Origin of the sequence: Ureibacillus thermosphaericus (genome assembly GCF_012396605.1) — a bacterium.
In the GTDB taxonomy this organism is placed as follows: Bacteria; Bacillota; Bacilli; order Bacillales_A; family Planococcaceae; genus Ureibacillus; species Ureibacillus thermosphaericus.
The window spans coordinates 29,684-51,654 of the sequence record NZ_JAAXPW010000002.1 but is presented as its reverse complement, the minus strand read 5'-3'; the positions used below and the strand labels follow the sequence as shown (position 1 = coordinate 51,654).

The 21,971-nt window shown below is 39.4% G+C and carries 16 protein-coding genes; 9 read left to right on the top strand and 7 right to left on the bottom strand.

Annotation, left to right across the window (positions count from 1 at the left end):
• Positions 1 to 48 precede the first annotated feature (48 nt).
• The 6 genes from HF990_RS01520 to HF990_RS01495 all read left to right on the top strand — a co-directional run bounded on the left by HF990_RS01520 (position 49) and on the right by HF990_RS01495 (position 8,367).
• Entirely contained in the window at positions 49 to 2,478 is a 2,430-nt protein-coding gene (locus HF990_RS01520; RefSeq protein WP_168411833.1) for a heavy metal translocating P-type ATPase, read from the top strand.
• Positions 2,479 to 2,820: 342 nt separating this feature from the next.
• A complete protein-coding gene (locus HF990_RS01515; RefSeq protein WP_168411831.1) occupies positions 2,821 to 3,468 on the top strand; it encodes a YdhK family protein in 648 nt (215 codons plus the stop codon).
• A 175-nt stretch (positions 3,469 to 3,643) separates the two neighbouring features.
• Complete coding sequence (locus HF990_RS01510; protein ID WP_016837348.1) at positions 3,644 to 4,510, top strand: glycosyltransferase family 8 protein; 867 nt, start codon at positions 3,644 to 3,646, stop codon at positions 4,508 to 4,510.
• Positions 4,511 to 4,638: 128 nt separating this feature from the next.
• Positions 4,639 to 6,822 carry a DNA topoisomerase III gene (locus tag HF990_RS01505; protein WP_168411829.1) on the top strand — a complete coding sequence of 728 codons (2,184 nt, stop codon included), beginning with the start codon at positions 4,639 to 4,641 and terminating at the stop codon, positions 6,820 to 6,822.
• Positions 6,823 to 7,166: 344 nt separating this feature from the next.
• Entirely contained in the window at positions 7,167 to 7,652 is a 486-nt protein-coding gene (gene ybaK, locus HF990_RS01500; RefSeq protein ID WP_168411827.1) for a Cys-tRNA(Pro) deacylase, read from the top strand.
• A gap of 67 nt (positions 7,653 to 7,719) precedes the next feature.
• Positions 7,720 to 8,367, top strand: coding sequence for a YczE/YyaS/YitT family protein (locus tag HF990_RS01495; protein ID WP_168411826.1), 648 nt, complete (start codon positions 7,720 to 7,722; stop codon positions 8,365 to 8,367).
• A gap of 105 nt (positions 8,368 to 8,472) precedes the next feature.
• Here the strand turns inward: HF990_RS01495 and HF990_RS01490 are convergent, their stop codons facing one another.
• On the bottom strand, positions 8,473 to 8,970 hold the full coding sequence (locus tag HF990_RS01490) for a GNAT family N-acetyltransferase (protein ID WP_016837344.1): 498 nt from the start codon (positions 8,968 to 8,970) through the stop codon (positions 8,473 to 8,475).
• 248 nt (positions 8,971 to 9,218) lie between these two features.
• Between HF990_RS01490 and HF990_RS01485 the strand changes: the two genes are divergently transcribed.
• Both HF990_RS01485 and HF990_RS01480 read left to right on the top strand, forming a co-directional pair.
• Positions 9,219 to 10,406, top strand: coding sequence for a glycine C-acetyltransferase (locus HF990_RS01485; protein ID WP_168411825.1), 1,188 nt, complete (start codon positions 9,219 to 9,221; stop codon positions 10,404 to 10,406).
• A 68-nt stretch (positions 10,407 to 10,474) separates the two neighbouring features.
• A complete protein-coding gene (locus tag HF990_RS01480) occupies positions 10,475 to 11,536 on the top strand; it encodes a nucleotide kinase (RefSeq protein ID WP_168411823.1) in 1,062 nt (353 codons plus the stop codon).
• A gap of 133 nt (positions 11,537 to 11,669) precedes the next feature.
• Here HF990_RS01480 and HF990_RS01475 read toward each other — a convergent pair whose 3' ends face one another.
• The 6 genes from HF990_RS01475 to HF990_RS01450 all read right to left on the bottom strand — a co-directional run bounded on the left by HF990_RS01475 (position 11,670) and on the right by HF990_RS01450 (position 20,793).
• A complete protein-coding gene (locus tag HF990_RS01475; protein WP_168411821.1) occupies positions 11,670 to 12,890 on the bottom strand; it encodes a dihydrolipoamide acetyltransferase family protein in 1,221 nt (406 codons plus the stop codon).
• Between the two features lie 16 nt (positions 12,891 to 12,906).
• Entirely contained in the window at positions 12,907 to 13,941 is a 1,035-nt protein-coding gene (locus tag HF990_RS01470; RefSeq protein WP_168411819.1) for an alpha-ketoacid dehydrogenase subunit beta, read from the bottom strand.
• A gap of 30 nt (positions 13,942 to 13,971) precedes the next feature.
• A complete protein-coding gene (locus HF990_RS01465; RefSeq protein ID WP_210730732.1) occupies positions 13,972 to 14,907 on the bottom strand; it encodes a thiamine pyrophosphate-dependent dehydrogenase E1 component subunit alpha in 936 nt (311 codons plus the stop codon).
• A 125-nt stretch (positions 14,908 to 15,032) separates the two neighbouring features.
• Entirely contained in the window at positions 15,033 to 16,400 is a 1,368-nt protein-coding gene (gene lpdA / locus HF990_RS01460; RefSeq protein WP_168411815.1) for a dihydrolipoyl dehydrogenase, read from the bottom strand.
• A 415-nt stretch (positions 16,401 to 16,815) separates the two neighbouring features.
• Positions 16,816 to 19,410, bottom strand: coding sequence for an ATP-dependent Clp protease ATP-binding subunit (locus HF990_RS01455; RefSeq protein WP_168411813.1), 2,595 nt, complete (start codon positions 19,408 to 19,410; stop codon positions 16,816 to 16,818).
• A gap of 192 nt (positions 19,411 to 19,602) precedes the next feature.
• Entirely contained in the window at positions 19,603 to 20,793 is a 1,191-nt protein-coding gene (locus tag HF990_RS01450; protein ID WP_281727722.1) for a pyridoxal phosphate-dependent aminotransferase, read from the bottom strand.
• A gap of 160 nt (positions 20,794 to 20,953) precedes the next feature.
• Here HF990_RS01450 and HF990_RS01445 point away from each other — a divergent pair, with 160 nt between their 5' ends.
• Positions 20,954 to 21,748 carry a carbon-nitrogen family hydrolase gene (locus HF990_RS01445; protein ID WP_168411809.1) on the top strand — a complete coding sequence of 265 codons (795 nt, stop codon included), beginning with the start codon at positions 20,954 to 20,956 and terminating at the stop codon, positions 21,746 to 21,748.
• Positions 21,749 to 21,971: the final 223 nt, after the last annotated feature.

Below are 21,971 nucleotides of genomic sequence, written 5' to 3'. Positions count from 1 at the left end.
TCCATTTAATATACCCTATAAAGGTATACGCAAGAGGTGAACCTCATTATGAATCAAGAACAAAACCCTAATGTAAAAGAAACATCGCTGCAAATAACAGGAATGACTTGTGCAGCTTGTGCTAATCGCATTGAAAGAGGATTAAAGAAAATGCCCGGGGTTGAGAATGCCCATGTCAACTTGGCATTAGAAAAATCAACGATTGATTTTGATCCAAACAAGATTAGTGTAAAAGAATTGGAAAAGAAAATTGAAGATTTAGGTTATGGCGTTGTAAAAGAGAAAAAGGAACTCGTCATTACAGGAATGACTTGTGCGGCATGTGCCAATCGCATTGAAAAAGGGCTTAATAAAATGTCTGGCATTTCAAATGCTACGGTCAATCTTGCTTTAGAAAATGCGACGGTCGAATTTCATCCTTCTGAAGTCAGCCTTTCAGATATTATTCAGCGGATTGAAAAATTAGGTTATGGCGCCCACGTAAAAGAAAATGATCAAGAAGAGCTGGATTATCGCGCTCAAGAAATCCGCAAGCAAAAGAGTAAATTCATCATTGCTGCTATCTTTTCTTTACCATTATTATGGACAATGGTAGGGCATTTTCCGTTTACTTCATTCATCTATATGCCTAAGTTTTTAATGAATCCGTGGGTACAATTGGCGTTTGCTACCCCAGTGCAATTTATCATTGGATGGCAGTTTTATGTTGGTGCATATAAAGCATTAAAGAACGGCAGTGCCAATATGGACGTTCTTGTTGTGCTCGGTACGTCCGCCGCATATTTTTACAGTTTATATCAAACACTGATAACATTTGGTACTCATATGCACCCTGAACTTTATTTTGAAACAAGCGCAGTATTAATTACATTAATTCTTTTAGGGAAATTATTTGAAGCGAAAGCGAAAGGACGTTCATCAGAAGCGATTAAGAAACTGATGGGGTTACAAGCAAAAACTGCCCTTGTTTTAAGGGATGGTGTGGAAAAGGAAATTCCTCTAGCAGAAGTAGTTGTTGGTGATATTATTTTCGTAAAACCAGGAGAGAAAATTCCTGTAGACGGCGAAGTGATTGAAGGAATAACGGCTGTAGACGAATCGATGTTAACAGGCGAAAGCATTCCAGTAGATAAAACAGTTGGTTCCATTGTATACGGTTCAACTATTAATAAAAATGGTTTCATGAAAATAAAAGCCACAAAAGTTGGGCGCGACACAGCACTTGCTCAAATTATAAAAATTGTAGAAGCTGCTCAAGGATCAAAAGCTCCAATTCAACGACTTGCCGATCGAATATCTGGCATTTTTGTCCCGATTGTAGTAGGTATTGCGATTATAACTTTTATAGCTTGGATTTTCATTATTACACCGGGGGAAGTGACACCGGCATTAGAAGCAATGATTTCCGTTTTAGTCATTGCTTGTCCTTGTGCACTAGGTCTTGCAACACCGACATCTATTATGGCTGGTACGGGAAGAGCTGCAGAGTTCGGGATTTTATTTAAAGGTGGAGAGTATCTTGAACAGGCTCACCATATTGATACGGTCGTAGTGGATAAAACAGGGACTGTTACAAAAGGTGAACCAGAATTAACGGATTTTTCCTTGGCAGAAGGTGAAGATGAAGAAACTTTTCTTTCCTTAATTGGTTCTATTGAAAAGCAATCAGAACATCCTTTAGCCCAAGTTATTGTGAAGGGGATTGAAAAGAAGGGAATTGCCTTTCGAGAAGTTCAAGCATTTGAAGCAATTCCTGGCATGGGTGTTAAAGGAAGCGTCGATGGAAAAGAAGTGCTCATCGGAACTAGAAGGTTAATGCAAAACAATCATGTGGAGATAGCGGACGTTTTACCTCTTATGGAACAGTTTGAGCAAAAAGGAAAAACCGCTATGTTAGTGAGCATTGACGGCAAGTATACAGGGTTGGTTGCTGTCAGCGATACGGTGAAAGATACGTCAAAACGAGCAATTCAACGACTAAAAGAAATGGACATTGAAGTGATTATGCTGACAGGAGATAATGAACGAACGGCGAAAGCAATTGGAGAGGAAGTTGGCATTAATCAAGTAATCGCTGAAGTGCTTCCAGAACAGAAAGCAGAAGAAATTAAAAAATTGCAGAATGAAGGAAAAAAGGTCGCAATGGTCGGAGATGGCATTAACGATGCTCCTGCTTTAGCTGTAGCAGATATCGGAATGGCGATTGGTACCGGAACAGACGTAGCAATAGCGGCAGCGGATATTACGTTAATGCGCGGTGATTTAAATAGCATTGCGGATGCGATTTTGATGAGTCATAAAACAATGCGAAACATTAAGCAAAATTTGTTCTGGGCCTTTGCCTATAATACGATAGGTATTCCGATTGCGGCTGCAGGATTCCTTGCACCATGGGTTGCCGGTGCAGCGATGGCCTTCAGCTCGGTATCGGTTGTATTGAATGCATTAAGATTGCAACGAGTAAAACTAAATTCATAGCGTTATGAGGGGTGTTTAGAAAGTCGACAATTTCCTAGACACCCTTATCTCTTGATAATCTTGATTTTTTAAAAATCTTTGCTCCTGTGGTAGTCGAAACTAGTTCCCATTATCCTCGTCTCAAAGCGTTCGTCTCAAATGACTTTTCCGGCGTCCCCTTTTTCAAAAATTATCGTTACCTCGCAAGTTTCGGGAAAATTTGAAATACTTGCGACTTTGAATAAAATACTTGCAACTTCCTATTTAACTTCAACGCATAAATCCCTATGAAATGCAAATGCTGTAAATATAACAAATGTGGAGTCTGCCAGAGAAACTTCATCACTAACAGGAGGAATTCCAATGAAAAAGCAGCTTCTAATACTCACAGCAGCACTTTGCGTTTTTTCTTTAACTGCATGTGGAAAAAAAGATGAAAACATCTCTATGGAAAATTCAGAAAATCCAGCTCAATACACGGATAACGATTCAGCTGACAATATCGTAACAAACAATCAAGCAGACGGAGATAAAGTAGTTGGGCCAAACATGGATGGTGCAGAGAGTCATGCCGATGTATCGCATGCTACTTGGGGAAAAATACCGGAAGGATTAAAAGAAGCTAAAAACCCGAAATATAAAATAGGAGACAAAGTCATCATCAATGCAGCTCATGATGATGATATGCAAGGATCAGAAGGAACCATTGTCGGAGCCTATGAAACAACAGTATATTCCATTTCTTATGTATCGACATACGATGAAGAACTGGAAGAAAACGAAAAATGGTTTGTTCGGGAAGAAATCCAGCCACTTGGTGAAAAAAAATTAGATGTTGGATCTAAAGTCATTATTGAAGCTGACAGAGAAGAGGGGATGAAAGGAGCGGAAGGAGTCATTGATACCGTTGAAGAAACGGTAGTTTATATGGTAGATTATATCGATAAAGAAGGAGATCCTGTAAAAAATTATCAATGGCTCAAAGAAAGCGAATTATCTCCAGCAAAATAAATATTGAAACTGTGCATCCGAAAATGAAACAATCAAAACACACCATTTTGCATTAGAGCTCAAAATGGTGTGTTTTTTATTGTTTATGAACGTTGCTTTGTTTCTATTATTTGTTAATAAGCAGATTTTTTTATTAAGATATTCTTATTAGCACTCATATAAAGGAATGAAAGCCATGAAGAAGAATATTCTTGTCACGGTTGATTCCAATTATCTTTATCCTTTAAAAATAATGTTAAAATCACTGTTTATGAACAATCCAAAAGAGCATTTCTCCATTTATCTTGTCCATTCTTCAATATCTGCTCAACAACTAGAATCATTAGAAACTTTTATTGCTAGCGAAGGTCATGAATTTCATCCTATTCAAATTGATGAAGAGTTGTTTAGCGAAGCCCCAACTCTTTTGCACTATACGAAAACGATGTATTATCGATTACTTGCCCATAAATTTTTGCCGCAAACAATTGACCGTATACTTTATTTAGATCCAGATATATTAGTGATTAATCCAATCAGAGAACTGTATGAGCTTGATTTGGAAGGGTATCTTTATGCAGCAGCAGATCATCGAACAATGCCAATAGTAGAAATTAATAAAATACGATTCAATCCATTTGATTTGGAAGCGTATTATAACTCTGGCGTTTTATTAATGAACTTAGCATTGCAACGGGAAGTTATTGATGAAAAGGATATATTTAATTTTGTAAAAAAATATCATTCTAAGCTTATTATGCCTGACCAAGATATTATGAACGCCCTTTATTCCAAGAAAATTAAAGGGATTGACGAAGTAAAGTACAATTATGATGCTAGATTTTATAACATTTATAAGCTAAAAAGTAATGGTAAAGTAGATATGGATTATGTCATGAATCATACAGTTATCCTACATTTTTGTGGGAAAAAGAAACCATGGAGGAAAAATTACAGCGGGAAATTTTATTCATTATATAAACATTACGAGAAAATAACGAAAGACACAATTTTAGCATTGGAAGATTGGAAAGCTGAATCTACTAGTGGAAAAGTATATTAAGTGGCAATAGTATTGTAACAGTTATCCATGAAGCATAGTGAAAATGGAAATACAATAGTTGGCTCGAAAATGAATGGAGAGACGAGATATGCTATAGTTATCCTATGACTGACGAAAGGATGTAACCTATGGCAAAAAGTGTAGTATTAGCCGAAAAACCATCAGTAGCTCGTGATATTGCTCGAGTGCTCAATTGCAAAAAAAGTGGAAACGGATTTCTAGAGGGGAATCAATATATTGTTACTTGGGCTCTTGGTCATTTAGTAACCCTTGCAGACCCTGAGAGTTACGATGTGAAATATAAAACATGGAAACTTGAAGATTTACCGATGCTGCCAGAACAAATGAAACTTTCGGTTATTAAGCAAACCGCGAAACAATTTCAAGTGGTAAAAAATCAACTGCTTCGAAAAGATGTAAAGGAAATCATTATTGCAACCGATGCCGGACGGGAAGGGGAGTTGGTTGCTCGCTGGATTATTGAAAAAGCGAAAGTTCGTAAACCCATCAAGCGTCTTTGGATTTCATCGGTGACTGATAAAGCCGTTAAGGAAGGGTTTAAAAATTTAAAGCCTGGTAAGCAATATGAGAACTTATATGCTTCAGCGGTTGCCCGTTCAGAAGCAGACTGGTATATCGGATTAAATGCAACCCGTGCCCTTACGACAAAATACAATGCCCAACTTAACTGCGGACGGGTGCAGACACCGACGCTTGCCATCATTGCTGCTCGTGAAGATGAAATCAAAAACTTCGTACCGAAAGATTATTATGGAATACAAGCGACTAGCGATAAAGTGAAGCTTACATGGAAAGATGCAAAAGGAAACACACAAAGTTTCAACAAAGAAAAAATCGAATCGATCATCCAAAAATTAAGCAACAAACATGCTGTCGTTACAAACATCGAGAAAAAGACGAAAAAATCTTACGCTCCTGGCCTCTATGATTTAACAGAATTGCAGCGGGATGCTAATAAAATTTTCGGCTTTTCCGCAAAAGAAACGTTGAATATTATGCAAAAGCTATATGAGTATCATAAAGTATTAACGTATCCAAGAACGGATTCGCGATATCTTTCATCCGATATCGTAGCTACCATTCCTGAGAGGCTTAAAGCATGTGGTGTAGGGGAATATCGACAACTTGCCAATGAAATATTAAAAAAGCCAATCAAAGTTAATAAATCTTTTGTGGATAACAGTAAAGTGAGCGATCATCATGCCATTATCCCGACAGAACAGAACGTCAATCTTTCTTCTTTTTCCGATAAAGAGCGAAAAATTTACGATTTAGTTGTAAAACGATTTTTGGCAGTACTCCTTCCTCCAACCGAATACGTACAGCTTACAATTAACGCAAAAATTGGGGACGAAACATTTATTGCAAAAGGAAAAAATATACTAACACCTGGATGGAAAAAAGTATATGCAAATGATTTTGTTGAAGAAGATGAAGTGGATGTACATGAGCAAATTTTACCGCAAATGGAAAAAGGGGATACACTAACGATTACGAGTATTCAAATGACTCAAGGACAAACAAAACCACCTGCAAGATTTACCGAAGCCACATTGCTTTCAGCAATGGAAAATCCGACAAAGTATTTAGAGTCGAGCAATCGAAAGCTTGCAGATACTTTAAAATCTACCGGAGGACTTGGGACGGTAGCGACCCGCGCGGATATTATTGAAAAATTATTCAATAGTTTCTTAATTGAAAAACGGGACGGAAAAGAAATTTATATAACTTCAAAAGGGCGTCAACTCTTAGATTTAGTGCCAGAAGATTTAAAATCTCCAGCTCTAACTGCTGAGTGGGAGATGAAGTTGGAACAAATTTCGAAAGGCAAAATGAAAAAAGAAACGTTCATCAACGAAATGAAGCAGTATACAAAAGAAATTGTTGGAGAAATCAAATCGAGCGATAAAAAATACAAACATGACAATCTTTCAACAAAAAACTGTCCTGAATGTGGAAAGCCAATGCTAGAAGTGAACGGAAAAAAAGGGAAAATGCTTGTTTGCCAAGATCGACAATGCGGTTATCGAAAAAGCATTTCTCGCTTCACGAATGTTCGTTGTCCGAATTGCCATAAGAAGCTGGAATTGCGAGGAGAAGGAGAGGGCCAAATTCTTGTATGTCAATGCGGATTCCGAGAAAAATGGTCCACGTTCCAAGAAAAACGAAAACAACAAACGAATGGTAAAGTGGATAAGCGCACTCTGCAAAAATATTTGAAGAAAGAAGACGAAAAAGAACCGATTAATAACGCTCTTGCGGAAGCATTAAAGAAATTAAAATTAGATTAAATAGAAGAACTAGGCAGATAAGATGCTGCCTAGTTTCTTTTTATAGCATCTTTAAATATGAAGAAACTCAAAAAGAGACTGAAACTTGCTCCATTAATAAACATCGTACTTGGGCAAATGATTAGTCCAAGAAGCTCCGCTGCTGTTGTCGTCGCTGTACTAAATAGTATATGATAACCCAATTTTTTATTTTGGTGATTATCATAGCGACTTGAGCCGTAGCAGATCGTTTCGATGATGGAACAACTTTTTTATATTAAGAATTTCAGAATCATACTTTCAGAAATTTGAAATTTTTTGTTATGATATAAATTACATTCATTGGAAGTGAAGGTGATGAAGGGTTGGCTAAAAAGAAAATCGCAAAAACGAACGCAATTCGGTTATTAGATTTACAAAAGGTGCCTTATCAGACGATTACTTATGAGACAGCAGGAGCTATTGATGGAGTATCCGTTGCACAGAAAATCGGTCATCCTGCAAATCACGTTTACAAAACGCTTGTGACAACAGCAGGTACTCAGAAATTTTATGTGTTTGTCATTCCTGTTGAGGCAGAGTTAGATTTAAAAGCAGCAGCTCGGGTGGCGGGGGAAAAGAAAGTAGAGATGCTTCCACTAAAAGATTTACTTGCTACAACTGGTTATATACGAGGTGGTTGTTCACCAATTGGAATGAAAAAATTGTTTCCAACTTTCATAGAACATTCGGCAAAAGAACTCGATTATATCATCGTGAGCGGCGGAAAAATTGGACTGCAAATACAATTGGCGCCTAACGATTTAGCGAATGTAGTAAATGCTACTTTTGTTCCGGTTACGAAACCATGATTTTTTGCATTAAAATAATGAACATAGAAATTTACGATTTAATAGATAGAAAGAAGGCGCATTTTCAATGAGAAGAGAATATTCATGGCGATGGGGATTTTACATTGTCGGTTTAATCATCATGGGATTAGGAATTGCGATGGTAATTAAAGGAGAGGATATAGGGGTTAATGCATGGGACGTGTTGCATATTGCCTTGTATAAAACAATCGGCTTATCGATTGGTTCTTGGGTAATCATTACGGGACTCGTCATTTTGGTATTTACTTCGTTGATGTATAGAAGTTTTCCGAAGATCGGAACATGGTTAAACATGCTGTTGATTGGTGCATTTATTGATTTCTTTTATTGGCTATTGCCCGATGCGGAGTCATTTGCCTTCCAACTGATCTATTTTGTTGTCGGAATTTTTGTTCTAAGTTTTGGTACGGGTATGTACATATCACCGAATTTAGGTTCTGGTCCTAGAGATGGTTTAATGATGTGGATTGTAGAAAAATTAGGCGGAAGCATTAAAGTAGCTCGCATCTCTATTGAATTAGTTGTTGCCGTGATTGGATGGATGTTAGGTGGTCCACTTGGCGTTGGTACAATCATTATTGCCATTGTTTCTGGCTATATCGTGCAATTTTCATTACCTTACTGCCAAAAACTATTGACAAAATGCATCGGGGAAGAAGAGATAAAAGAGGAAAAGCCGCTTATTCATCAGTAATCATGAGAGTTTGCGAGAATTGAATAGTTGAATTTTTCAATTGAAGACCCAAGAAATATTTTATCGGTATTTCTTGGGTTTTTGTGCTTTATTCATGTCGTAAATTTAGTTTACCTTTTTCCCAAGAATGACTAAATCTCTTTTCACACCATCTAAATTAGCAACTTCTGGTAAATGCCCCCACTTTTCAAAACCCAAACTTGAAAATAAGCGAATGCTAGGTTCATTATGTCCGAAGATAAAAGCGATTAGTGTATCGATTTCTAACTTAAGACTTTCCTCAATCGCTTTGCTTAGAATCTTTTTTCCGAGTCCTTTCCCTCTATAGTTTTCGTGAATGTAGATACTAATTTCAGCAGTGGCATCATAAGCGGGTCTTCCGTAGAACGATTGAAGACTTACCCAACCACAAATATCTCCTTCATATTCTACAACCCATAAAGGTCTTTTTTCAGGCTGATGTTCATGAAACCAATTTAGTCGATCTTCAACTGATACCGGGGCGATATCGGCAGTAACCATTCTACTTGGAATTGTAGAATTATAGATATCCACAATAATTGGCAAATCATTAAGGGTAGCAATTCGAAATATCATTGTCATAATCGTCATCCCTTTATTTATAATCTTTATTTCTAGTATAAATGAAATGACTTTCACATGCGTTTTTTTTGTTTGAGAAAAGCATTACATTTTGATTTATCTCAGATTTTGTTCGAGCTAGATGTAGTCATAAAATTCTTCATATTATTTTTAAGTACGTTTCAAACGGAAAAGTTAATGAAGACTAGAAAAGAATCTATAGTTTGAATCATATATTGTTTCAAGAAACTTGGTCTGGAGGTGCGAAATTGGCAAAAGCTTTAGATTCTTTTCTTGAAGAAAACTTACAGCAATTGAAAAGCCAAGGGTTATACAACGAAATTGATGTGGTGGAAGGGGCAAATGGTCCTGAAATCCAAATCAATGGTAAGCGGTTAATTAATTTATCTTCCAATAATTATTTAGGATTAGCGACGAATCAAGAATTAAAGGAAGTGGCGAAACGCGCTATCGATCAATATGGAGTTGGAGCAGGAGCGGTTCGCACAATTAATGGAACGCTAGATTTACATGATCAATTGGAAGCAAAGATAGCAGAATTTAAAGGAACAGAAGCGGCAATTAGCTATCAATCTGGGTTCAATTGCAATATGGCCGCCATTTCAGCTGTCATGGGAAAAGATGATTGCATTTTATCGGATCAATTGAATCACGCTTCCATCATAGATGGGTGCCGATTATCAAAAGCACATATTGTCGCATATACTCATTCTGATATGGATGATTTGCGAAAAAAAGCAAGGGAAGCTGTAGAGTCCGGACGTTATAAAAAAATCATGGTGATTACAGATGGCGTGTTTTCAATGGATGGGGACTTGGCGAAGCTTCCGGATATTGTGGAAATCGCAAAGGAATTTGATCTCATCACTTATGTCGATGATGCTCACGGTTCAGGGGTTACTGGAAAAGGAAGAGGTACGGTAAAACATTTTGGGTTAGAGAAAGACATTGATTTCCAAATTGGTACATTATCAAAAGCGATTGGCGTTGTCGGAGGATATGTGGCAGGAAAAAGGAAGTTAATCGATTGGCTGAAAGTGCGCTCCCGTCCGTTTCTATTTTCAACGGCAGTGCCTCCAGGTGATGTAGCGGCTATCATTGCGGCGATAAATATGTTAATGGATTCAAATGAACTAACAGAGAAATTATGGGAAAATGGAAATTATTTCAAAGAAGGATTAAAACAGCTTGGATTTGATATTGGAAATTCGGAAACGCCGATTACTCCGTGCATCATTGGAGAAGAAAAACTGACGCAACGGTTTTCCAAGCGTCTACTGGAAGAAGGTGTTTATGCGAAAGCGATTGTGTATCCTACAGTGCCTAGGGGAACAGGGCGTATTCGCAATATGCCTACAGCAGGACATTCGAAAGCAATGTTAGATAAAGCACTTTCAATCTTCGAAAAAGTGGGACGTGAACTAGGCGTAATCTAGGTGTAAAGGATTGAATTTGCAAAATCTAATTAGAGGTGCCTGGCATTCCAATAAGAAAGGATGATCATTTGAAAGGTTCCATCACGAAGTTTTTCGGGCAGGCGATGACCGGGCAAGGAATGAAAAATCTGTATCAAGAGATTATCAAGGAAGCCGATAAAGTCTACTTTTTAAAAGGAATTTTTGGTTTTAATGTATCCAATTTATTGAAAGAAATTGGCTATCATTATGTAAACAAAGGACATGATATTGAATTTTTCTATGATCCTCTTTTTGAAAATACAATTCAAGCAGTATTCATAAAAGACATCCATACGTTATTCCTCAAAAGTTCCACTCCTTCTATTGAACCGACTCACCTTGGTACTCGCGATCAAATTATTTCCTTTTATGAATGTTTAGATGAGGCATCACTTAAAAAGCATGGTCAACGAATAAAGGAGCTTTCTGAAGAAATAAATAAATGGCATAATAAATGTTTTGCTTCCCTCCAATCCGCCATTGAAATACATGATGAGTGGGAAGAACAGACGCAGTCTCATATGGATTGGAAGGGGCTTGAACAACATCGGGATGAACTGTTTGATCAAATTTTTGATGGCATGCTTCTTAATAAAAAAGGGGTGTTAACTCATCGATTATTCGGAACGCTTACGCCAAATGGGGCAAGAGATTATTTGCAAAATATTACGCGAAATTTAGAAAGAAGATACTTTATTAAAGGGCTACCGGGAACAGGCAAATCCAGCATGTTAAAAAAACTAACTCAAGATGCGCTAAAACGGGGATTTGATGTACAAAAAGTATGGTGTGGACTAGATTCAAAATCAATTGACATGGTTATTTTACCAGAATTAAAGCTTTGTATTTTTGATAGTACCGCTCCCCATGAATACTTCCCTGAAGATGGAAGAGCCGGTGATCAGATTGTTGATATTGTAAAACATTGTAAACTAATAGAAGAAGCAGAAGAGAAGATTCAAGAGATTTCAAAAGAATATCGGAATGCAATTCAACATGCAACAAACTACGCAAAACTGTATGCAGAGGCCGAAAAAGAAATGCGTGAAATTATTGACTTATCAACGAATCTATCAAAATGGAAAACACAATCTGCGCATTTGTTTTAACGATCTACTTAAAACCCTTGGATTTCTCTTGTGAGAAACCAAGGGTTAAAGAATTGGGTGAAGAGTGTAAATTTCTTTAGGAACCCTTATATATAAGAAGGTAGGGGAGTGAATGACTCACTCCTTTTATTTTTTATAAAAGCAAACGATAAGGGTCTTGCAAATAATCAGCAATTTTACTTAAAAACTCAGAAGCAGGTGCACCATCTATAATTTGATGATCGTATGTTAAACTGAGAGGCAATTTTAATTTTTCTACAACTTGGCCATCTTCTAGTGCCAGTTCTTTTTGGATGGCCCCCACACCTAAAATACCTACTTCCGGTGTATTCAAGATTGGTGTGAAGTATTCGATTTCATAGCCGCCTAAGTTGGTAACCGTAAAGGTTGACCCGCTATAGAGGCTTCCATCAAGCGAACCTTGTCGTGCTTCTGTTGTTACTTTTTGAATAGCTGCACCGAGTTGGGATAAGGACATGAGATGCGCATTTTTAATAACAGGAACGACTAAACCTTCTTCGATTGCCGTTGCCATTCCAATATGCACTTCATCTACGCGGATATATTCGCCGTTATGATACCAAGCATTCATATCCGGCGTATCTTTTAAGGCCAAAACTACCGCTTTTGTTAATAGGGTATTGATGCTTAACTCGCCATTTGTGAGCGGTTCTTTTACTTTTGTTTTTATTTCTTCACGGAATTTCATTAATTCCGTAATATCCACTTTTCTATGGTTTGTTACTTGAGCGGTTGTCTGAACACTGCGCATCATCCGTTGAGCAATGGTTTTGCGCATTCCGGATAGTCCAGCACCATAGGAAACTGATTGTGTGGATGGTGCATTTTCTATTGAAGGAGCTGCTTGTTCCATGGAAGCTTGATATCTTAATATATCTAATCGAGTAATGCGTCCATTACCGCCAGTACCTATTACGTTATGAATATCAATGCCAAGTTCATTTGCCATTTTACGGGCAACCGGCGTAATAAAGATTAGTTCTCCAGCTTCTTTTTCTATCATCTCCGTTTTTGCGGTTGAAACTGCTTTTGCTGTTTCTACTTTTTTCGGTTCTTTTACACTTAATGATGGAGAAGGGGAGCCGATCTGTTCACCAGGTTTTCCGATATACGCGATGGGCGCCTTACTTGGTACGACATCTCCTGCTTGAGCGACAATTTTAATGATTGTACCGGACTCTGGTGCAACGACTTCACCGGTCAATTTCTCTGAACTGATTTCCGCCACTGCATCACCTGCATGAACTTCATCCCCTTCATTTACAAACCAATGTTCCACTGTACCCTCTGTCATCGTCAAGCCTAGCTTAGGCATCAATATTTCCGTAGCCATGATGAATCACCCCTCTCTATTTAACTCTCAAGTCATCGATAATTTCTGTCGCTACTGTCAATACTTTATTAGCATCTGGGATATATAATTTTTCAAGATTAGCAGCAAACGGAACAGGTGTGTTTGGCGCGCATACGCATTTGATCGGTCCATCTAAATAATCAAAGGCTTTGTCTGCTACAACTGAAGCTATATCAGTTGCCGTGTTGTTGTGCGGATTGGATTCATCGATGATAATTAAGCGGCCTGTTTTCTTCACAGACTCCAGTACTGTTTCTTCATCCCATGGTGCAACAGTGCGCAAGTCAATGACTTCGACTGAGATATTGTCCTTTTCTAAAATGTCTGCAACTTCTAAGCCGACGTACAACATTTTTCCAATGGTAACAATTGTCAAGTCTTTACCTTCACGTTTGATGGCAGCTTTGCCAATTGGGATTGTGTAATATTCTTCCGGTACTTCGCCTTTCATTCCGTACAATGTTTTATCTTCCGAAAAGATGACAAGGTTATCATCTTCAATAGCGGAGAGGAGAAGACCTTTTGCATCATATGGTGTTGCAGGGACAACGACTTTGACGCCAGGAATTGAACCGAATAAACCGTAGTAGGAGCCGGAGTGTTGAGCTGCTGCGTTCACCCCTGCACCGTGCATTGTGCGCACTGTCATTGGGACTTTCGCTTTTCCCCCGAACATGTAGCGCATTTTTGAACCTTGTCCGATGATGGAGTCAAAGCAAAAGCCGATAAAGTCGCTAAACATCAGCTCAGCTACAGGACGCAAACCAGTAACAGCCATACCTACAGCCGCAGCCATATAACCCATTTCGGAAAGTGGCGTATCGATGACTCGTTCACGGCCGTATTTTGGCGCAAGGCCGCGGGTTACGCCCATTACACCGCCCCAAGCATCTTCGTTGGCCTCTTCCAAATGTTGGACTTCCGCTCCGCCTGCAATATCTTCACCTAATAAAATGATGTTTTCATCTTTTGCCATTGCTTGATCAAGCGCTTCATTGATTGCTTTCATGAACAAAATTTCTCTAGCCATTCTCTATAACTCCTTTCCAAGTTTTTTAGATTAGTCCGCAAAAACATCTTGATAGAGTGATTCAGGTGATGGTTCTGGACTTTCTTTCGTGAATTCAATCGCCTCTTCAATATCGCGAACGGATTCTTCCCTCAATTGATCCAATTCTTCTTCAGTCAACAAGCCGTTTTCGATGGCGTATTGACGGAATACTTCAAGCGGATCCACTTCCGCCCATTCTTTTTCTTCTCCGCTAGGCGCTTTGTAACTTTGTTCGTCACCTTCAAAGTGTCCGTGGTTCCGGTAAGTGACGCATTCAATTAACGTTGGTCCTTCACCTCTGCGTGCGCGTTCAATGGCTTCGCCAGCTACTTCATATACGGCGACAACATCTTTTCCGTTCACCCGAACACCAGGCATATTGTAGGCGGCAGCTCTTTCTGCGATTGTGCGGGAAGCGGAAGAATACCATTGTGGAGTGGATTCTGCGAAAAGGTTATTCTCACATACAAAAATCACCGGCAACTTCCAAATGGATGCCATGTTCAAACATTCATGGAATACACCTTCATTAGCTGCACCATCACCGAAGAAGCAAACGGCAACCCGGTCCGTTTTCTTATATTTGTTGCGCATGGCCGCACCTGTTGCCAGTCCGAAACCGCCTCCAACCATTCCGTTGGCGCCTAAAATTCCTTTATCCATGTCGGCAATGTGCATGGAACCGCCTTTACCTTTGCAAAGTCCTGTGGCTTTGCCAAAGATTTCAGCCATCATTCCTTTTAAATCGCCGCCTTTCGCGATACAGTGGCCATGTCCCCGGTGGGTACTTGTAATGTAATCTTCATCGGATAGGTGAGCACAAACACCTACAGCAATTGCTTCCTCACCAGCATATAAGTGTACAAACCCTGGAATTTCTCCGGCAGTAAAGAAACGTTTTACATTTTCTTCAAAATTGCGGATATCCTCCATTGATTTATACATGGATTTTGCCTTATCTTTCGTTAATTCTGCTGTATCCGTAGCTGTACGAATCTCTAAATCTACCAATTCTTTCACCGACGTATCAACACTCGCAAACAATTTAGGCATGCCTTTTGCTTTTTGCGTCATTCTTGATTCCTCCTTAAATTTATTGATGTTTTATAAATTCTTTTTGCTGTTTCTTGGATTAACTCGGATACAGTAGGGTGAGCGAAGACTGTGTTTGCCAATTCATCAACAGTACCTTCGGATTCATAAACTGCTAGAATTTGGTGAATTAAGTCTGCTGCGTTGGGGCCGACAATAACGGCACCTAATATTTCCCGATATTTGGATTCGGATATGATTTTGACAAAGCCTTCTGTTTCATTGGCAGCAATGGCTCGTCCATTAAATGAAAAAGGCATTTTTTCAACGATTACGTCATAGCCTTTTTGTCTTGCTTCTTCTTCGCTCATCCCAAACTCAGCAACTTCCGGTTCGATGAAAAGCGGGCGAGGAATACTGTATGGAGATACAGGCCTTTCTTTTTTTCCATTTATGGCACGAACAGCTTTTATGCCTTCCGCACTGGCTGCATGTGCCAATGTATAACCGCCAATTAAATCGCCAATGGCATAAACATTTTTCATGCTTGTTTCATAATATTCATTTACTTTGACAAAATGTTTTCTTTCATCCAATTCAAGTCCCATTGCTAACGGGATTTCCAAGTTTTGTTTTCTGCCTGTTGCCACCAGCAGTTGATCAAAAGGAATTTCTTCACTGGAAAGAAGGACGCATCCTTTTTTCACTTTTTGGACGGAAGCCTTCGTAATGATTTTTATACCCATCCTCTGAAGCTTTTCTTTCACAATGGAACGGGCTTCCGAATCAACCGTCAACAATATGTCCGGTGCGGCTTCGATAATCGTGACATCGGCGCCGAATCTTTTCATGGCATAGGCCAATTCAACACCGATTACCCCGCCGCCGATGATGGTCAATTGATTAGGCAATGTTTCCATGTCAAAAAAGGAGTTCGTCGTTAAATAATCTACATCGCTTAATCCTGGGATGTTTGGGACGAAGGGGGCACCGCCCATGGCAAGTAACACATTTTTTCCGTAGTATCGCTCTCCGTTCACTTCGAAAATTTTTCCTTCTACGTATTTTGCTTCACCTGTAATATATTGGATACCATTCTTTTTAAACGTCAAGTGAATACCGGATTGCAAGGTGGAGATAATCTTGTTTTTTCTTTTCACAACGGAGGGGAAATCAATTTGATTCACTGTAACTGATAAACCGTTTGCATTAAGAGCATGAACAGCGGACAACCAGTGGCTATATTGCAGGTAAGCTTTGGAAGGAATGCAACCGACGTTGAGACAGCAGCCACCAATGGCATTTTTTTCAATCACGCAGACTGAATTACCGAGCTGTGCAGCTTCTTCTGCGGCAACATATCCACCGGGTCCGGCTCCGATAATGAGTACATCATAAGTTTTCAAGGAATCACCTTCTTTTCTTTCGAATGAATTGCAAAAGTTAGAATTTTCGGAATAATAAAATGATTGTAAATTAATTTTAACGGATTTTAAAATATCCGTCTATAGATTTTTTGAGAATTATTGTAATCTCATTGCTGAAAATAACTATTTTCGATATTTGATGGGATGAAAGTTTAGGAAAGAGGGTGTCTGAAAAGTCATTTTGAGACGCCTCCTTTGCGGCTGTCGCTAACGCTTTCGCCGCAGATAAATTGCGGCAGTCGCACAAGCTTTCGCCGCAGATAAATTGCGACGAGGAGGCGCGTTTGATGTGACCACCGCAGGAGCAAAGTTTTTAAGAGAATATTACTATAAGAAGTAAGGCTGTTCAGAAAGTGTTCGACTTTCTGGACAACCTCCTACTTGAAAGTTGAAATTATATCGGTTCGTAAAGAAAAACCGGTTCATTATTTTTGATGGAAATAGTAATACGGACATTTTCTTCAATTTGATTGGCGATAATATCCCGAGCCAGTGGTGTTTCAATATGTTGGACGATAAACCGCTGAATTGGCCGTGCGCCATTAATTTGGTCGTAGCCATTCTCCGCAATCCATTGTATAACTTCCGAAGTTGTGTGCAAAATTAATTTGTTTTCTTTTAATCGTTCATTGAGTTCTTTCATCATGATTTCGGCAATTGCCACCATTTGTTCTTTCACCAATGGGTTGAAAATGATGGTTTCATCAATCCGGTTTAAAAATTCCGGCTTGAAATGGGAGCGCAATTCGTTAATGACCGCTTGTCTTGCTTCAGATGTAATAACATTATATTTTTCTATCGAATCCAATAGTAGTTTCGATCCGATATTGCTTGTCATAATTAAAATTGTATTTTTAAAGTCCACCGTCCTACCTTGGGAGTCCGTAAGTCTTCCTTCATCGAGCACTTGTAATAGAATGTTGAAAACATCCGGATGTGCTTTTTCGATTTCATCGAGGACGATGATGGAATGGAGACGATGCCGGACCGCTTCCGTCAAGTGGCCCCCTTCGTCATAGCCAGCGTATCCCGGCGGAGGACCAATGAGTTTTGCGACTGCATGTTTTTCCATATACTCTGACATGTCCAGCCGTACCATATCCAGCTCTGTACCGAACAACACTTTTGCCAGTACTTTCGCCAGTTTCGTCTTGCCGACACCTGTAGGTCCAAGGAACAGGAAGGAGCCGGTTGGTTTATTTGGGTTTTTAATTCCAGCCCTTGAACGCAAGACGGCATGAGCTACTTTTTTCACCGCTTCATCTTGTCCCACGATGTATTTGTGTATTTCGTTCTCCAAATTCAATAGTCGTTCCCGTTCATTTTTCATGACACCTGTAATTTTAATTCCAGTTAGTCTCTCCACGACGCGCTCGATATCTTCAGCGGTCACTACATTATCGATGAAGGTTTTGCTTTCCTTTAATAGACCCCATTGTTGTTCGAGCTCTTTTAGTCTCTTTTCAGATGCAGGAATATCGTAGGTTTCCAATTGAACGATTTGGCCGACTTCATTATTCTTTACCGCTTTTTCATATAACTTATGCAATCTTGCCAAATTTCTTTTTTCCCGCTGCGTAAAATGGAGTATTTCCAGCTCTTTTGCCCATTGTCTTTCCATTTTTTCTTTTTCGTTTTCAATAATTTTTAGCTTCTGTTCAATGGCATACCGGTCAAATGCCGGGTTGGGTTCCAATTCTTGCTTATAAAGGGCGATTTTTGATTGCAAAATTTGTTCGTTGATTTTCTTGATGGAGTGGGGGATTTCATTTAGGGAAATCCGCTTTACTGCACTTGCTTCATCCATTAAATCAATGGCTTTATCTGGCAAAAAGCGGTCGGTGATGTATCGTTTTGAAAGTTTAACGGCAGCTTCGATGGCTTCATCAGTGATAAAGGTTTCGTGATATAATTCATAGTCTTCTTTAATGCCTTGCAAAATTTCAATGGTTGCTTCAATCGACGGTTCATTGACGATCACACGTTGGAAACGGCGCTCCAACGCTTTATCTTTTTCGATATATTCCCGATATTCATCTTGTGTGGTTGCTCCAATACAGCGAAGTTCACCTCGGGCAAGCATCGGTTTTAATATATTTCCTGCATCCATGGAGCCTTCTGTTCGTCCCGCACCGACGATCGTATGAATTTCATCAATGAAGAGGATGACTTGATTATTTGATTGTTTCACTTCATTTAATACGGCTTTTAATTTTTCTTCAAATTCCCCGCGATATTTAGCCCCAGCAAGAAGGGAGCCCATATCTAGACTATAGACGACTTTATCGAGCAAATTATTTGGAACATCTTTGTTCACAATTTTTTGAACCAACCCTTCAACGATGGCGGTTTTTCCAACCCCAGGGCTGCCTATTAAAATCGCATTATTTTTATTTTTTCTTGTTAAAATGCGGATAATATCATTGATTTCCTTTTCCCTTCCAACGATTCGGTCAACTTTTCCATCTACATATCTTTGATTCAAATTGACTGCATATTTGTTCAATGCGTCGTATAGCGTCTCCTGATTGTCGGATGTGACCATTTGTCCGTTTCGAGTTTGATGTAATTTTTCATATATGGATTCTTTCGTTACATGATGTTCGGCTAAATATTTTGTAATAGGATTAAAATCTTGTTCGAACAAAGCAATCATTAAATGCTCAACAGAAATAAAGCGATCTCGTAGCCGTTCCGCTTCAATCTCCGCTTGTTTAAACAGCCTTTTTAGTCGTTGGCTTTCTTTTTCTCCATAAGCGATATTCGTACCTGCTAAAGAGGGGATTTTATCTACTTCTTTATTTACTAGTTGAATAAGCTCGTTCATATTAATATTAAATTCTTGATAAAAGTTATAGGCAAAGTTGTTGGGCTGTAATAAAGCGGTCCATAGATGAGGAATATCCAGTTGATAGTTTTGTTTGCTTCGAGCAAGTTTCTTTGCATGGAGGATTCCTTCTTTAACTGCGATTGTATATTTGGCAGTCATGTTATCACCCTTTGCTGTGGAATAGGCAATCTTTGTAAATATATCGTAAGCGAAAAATCATATGAAAATCAATCTTATTTCTGAAATTTTTGTCAATTGAAGATTCAGTCGGGGGAATCTTTGGAGATGCAGGACTGGCAGAGAGGGTAAAAAATTTAACCCCTTCGCTTAAAAAAGGGAAGGGGAGTGATATCATTTTTGAACTTTTGCTATTTCTTTTTGGAAAATCCCTAATGCTTCAATGCGGCGGATGGCTTCTCGGAGCCTCTCTTCTTCCACAAGTAGCCCCACCCGAATATAGCCTTCGCCATGTTCGCCAAATCCGTTGCCGCTTGCGACTGCCACATCCGCTTTATCCAATAGGTAATCGGAAAATTCTTGGCTCGTAAACCCTTCCGGAACCGGCAACCATGCAAAGAAGGAGCCTTTTGGCGCTCTTACGTTCCATCCGATCCGACAGGCTTCTTCCACCAGCACATTGCGGCGGGATTCGTAAATGCTTCTCAGTTCTTCCACACAAGATTGATCGCTGTTCAATGCATAAGCGGCTGCCTGCTGTACGGCAGGGAAGAGGCTGCAAAACAGATGGTCTTGCAACAAGTTGATGGCTTCAATGATGTCGCGGTTACCCACCGCAAAAGCGACACGCCAGCCGGCCATATTATAAGTTTTGGATAATGTATAGAACTCTACTCCAACTTCTTTTGCCCCTTCCGCTTGCAGGAAGCTCACCGGTTTCTCCCCGTCAAATCCAAGGGCACCGTATGCGAAATCGTGAACAACAGTAATATCGTGTTCTTTTGCAAATTGCACCGTTTTATTGAAGAACTCTATAGTGGCAGTGGCGCCCGTTGGATTGTTTGGATAGTTCAAATACATCAATTTTGCCCGTTTCTTCACTTCATCAGGTAAAGTGTTATAATCCGGGAGAAAATCATTTTCCTCAAGCAATGGCATTGTATCAAAATGAACATCCGCCAACACCGGACCGGATAAATAGTCCGGATAGCCTGGATCCGGTAGCAGCATATAGTCGCCAGGGTTTAACACGCACAACGGAAGCTCGACCAATCCGACTTTTGCACCGCCTAAAATGGCCACTTCTTCATTTGGATCGATGTCTACGTTGTATTCTCTTTTGTAAAAGTTGCTTACGGCTTGTTTTAATTCTAGCATGCCACGGAAAAGGGAATATTTATGAGTATCAGGGTCGGCTGCTGCTTCTTGAAGCGCCTTGACAATGTGAGTAGGTGTTGGGCGGTCTGGATTTCCCTGTCCTAGATTGATCACATCCCGTCCTTCAGCAATCGCTTTATTCACTTTTTGCACAAGGGAAGCGAAAAATTGAGTAGGAAGTTTTTGGAGTTTATAGGATAATTCCATGTGCATCCTCTTTTCTTATTGATTTAGTTGGTGAATGTACAACTTGATTGAATTCTCAAAATCTGTCATTCTGTATTTTAAGAAAATACCAGTTTATAATTATAAGTAGATATGTAGGAATATTATTATTTTCTTGAATAATTGTCTAGGGGGATTCAAGATGAAAATTGGTTGCATTCAAATGAATGTCGGGTTTGGGAAAGTGGAGGAAAACTACGAGCGGGCGGAACAGTTGATTCGGGAAGCGGCAAGTAAGGGTGCCGACATTGTGGTATTGCCTGAAATGTGGAATACAGGATATGCTCTTGAAAAATTAGAGGAGTTAGCAGATAAAAATGGCAACCGCACAAAAGCTTTTCTTCAACACCTTGCCAGTGAGCTAGGAATACATATTATCGGTGGTTCTGTAGCGACAAAAGAAAATGGCAAATTTTATAACACGATGTATGTCGTGAATCGAGATGGGGAATTATTGAGTGAATATAGTAAAGTTCATTTATTTAGATTAATGGATGAAGAAAAATATTTAGAAGCTGGCGAATCCATGAACCGCTTTGATTTGGGAGATCTTCCGGCAGCGGCTGTGATTTGCTATGATATCCGTTTCCCTGAATGGCTTCGCGCCCATGCATTAGCGGGAGCAAAAGTATTGTTCGTTGCTGCTCAATGGCCGACACCAAGAATTGATCATTGGAAAACACTTTTGCAAGCCCGTGCCATTGAAAATCAATGTTTTGTTGTGGCAGTAAATCGAATTTCCCGCAAACCGGAAAACTTTAATGGACAGTCAATGGTGATTGAACCTTGGGGTGAAGTGTTATGGACTGGTGCAGAAGATGAGGAGTTGGCGGTAATTGACGTAGATTTCTCAAAAGTGGATGAAGTCCGCACACGAATTCCGGTATATGACGACCGCCGTCCAGAATTATATGGGAAAGTAGTAGAGCAAAAGTAAAGGAAAGTGAGCCGAGCAATGTAGGAAATTGCTCGGTTTTTTAGTGCGCCTGGCATGGGTGTAATCTATAGGGTGTAAGTCCCGAACTGTGAAGGCAGAAGTAACAGTTAGCTTAACGCAAGGGTGTCCGTGGTGACGCGGATCTGAAGGAAGCGAGCGGCAAACTTCCGGTCTGAGGAACACGAACTTCATATAAGGCTAGGTATCATTGGATGAGTTTGCT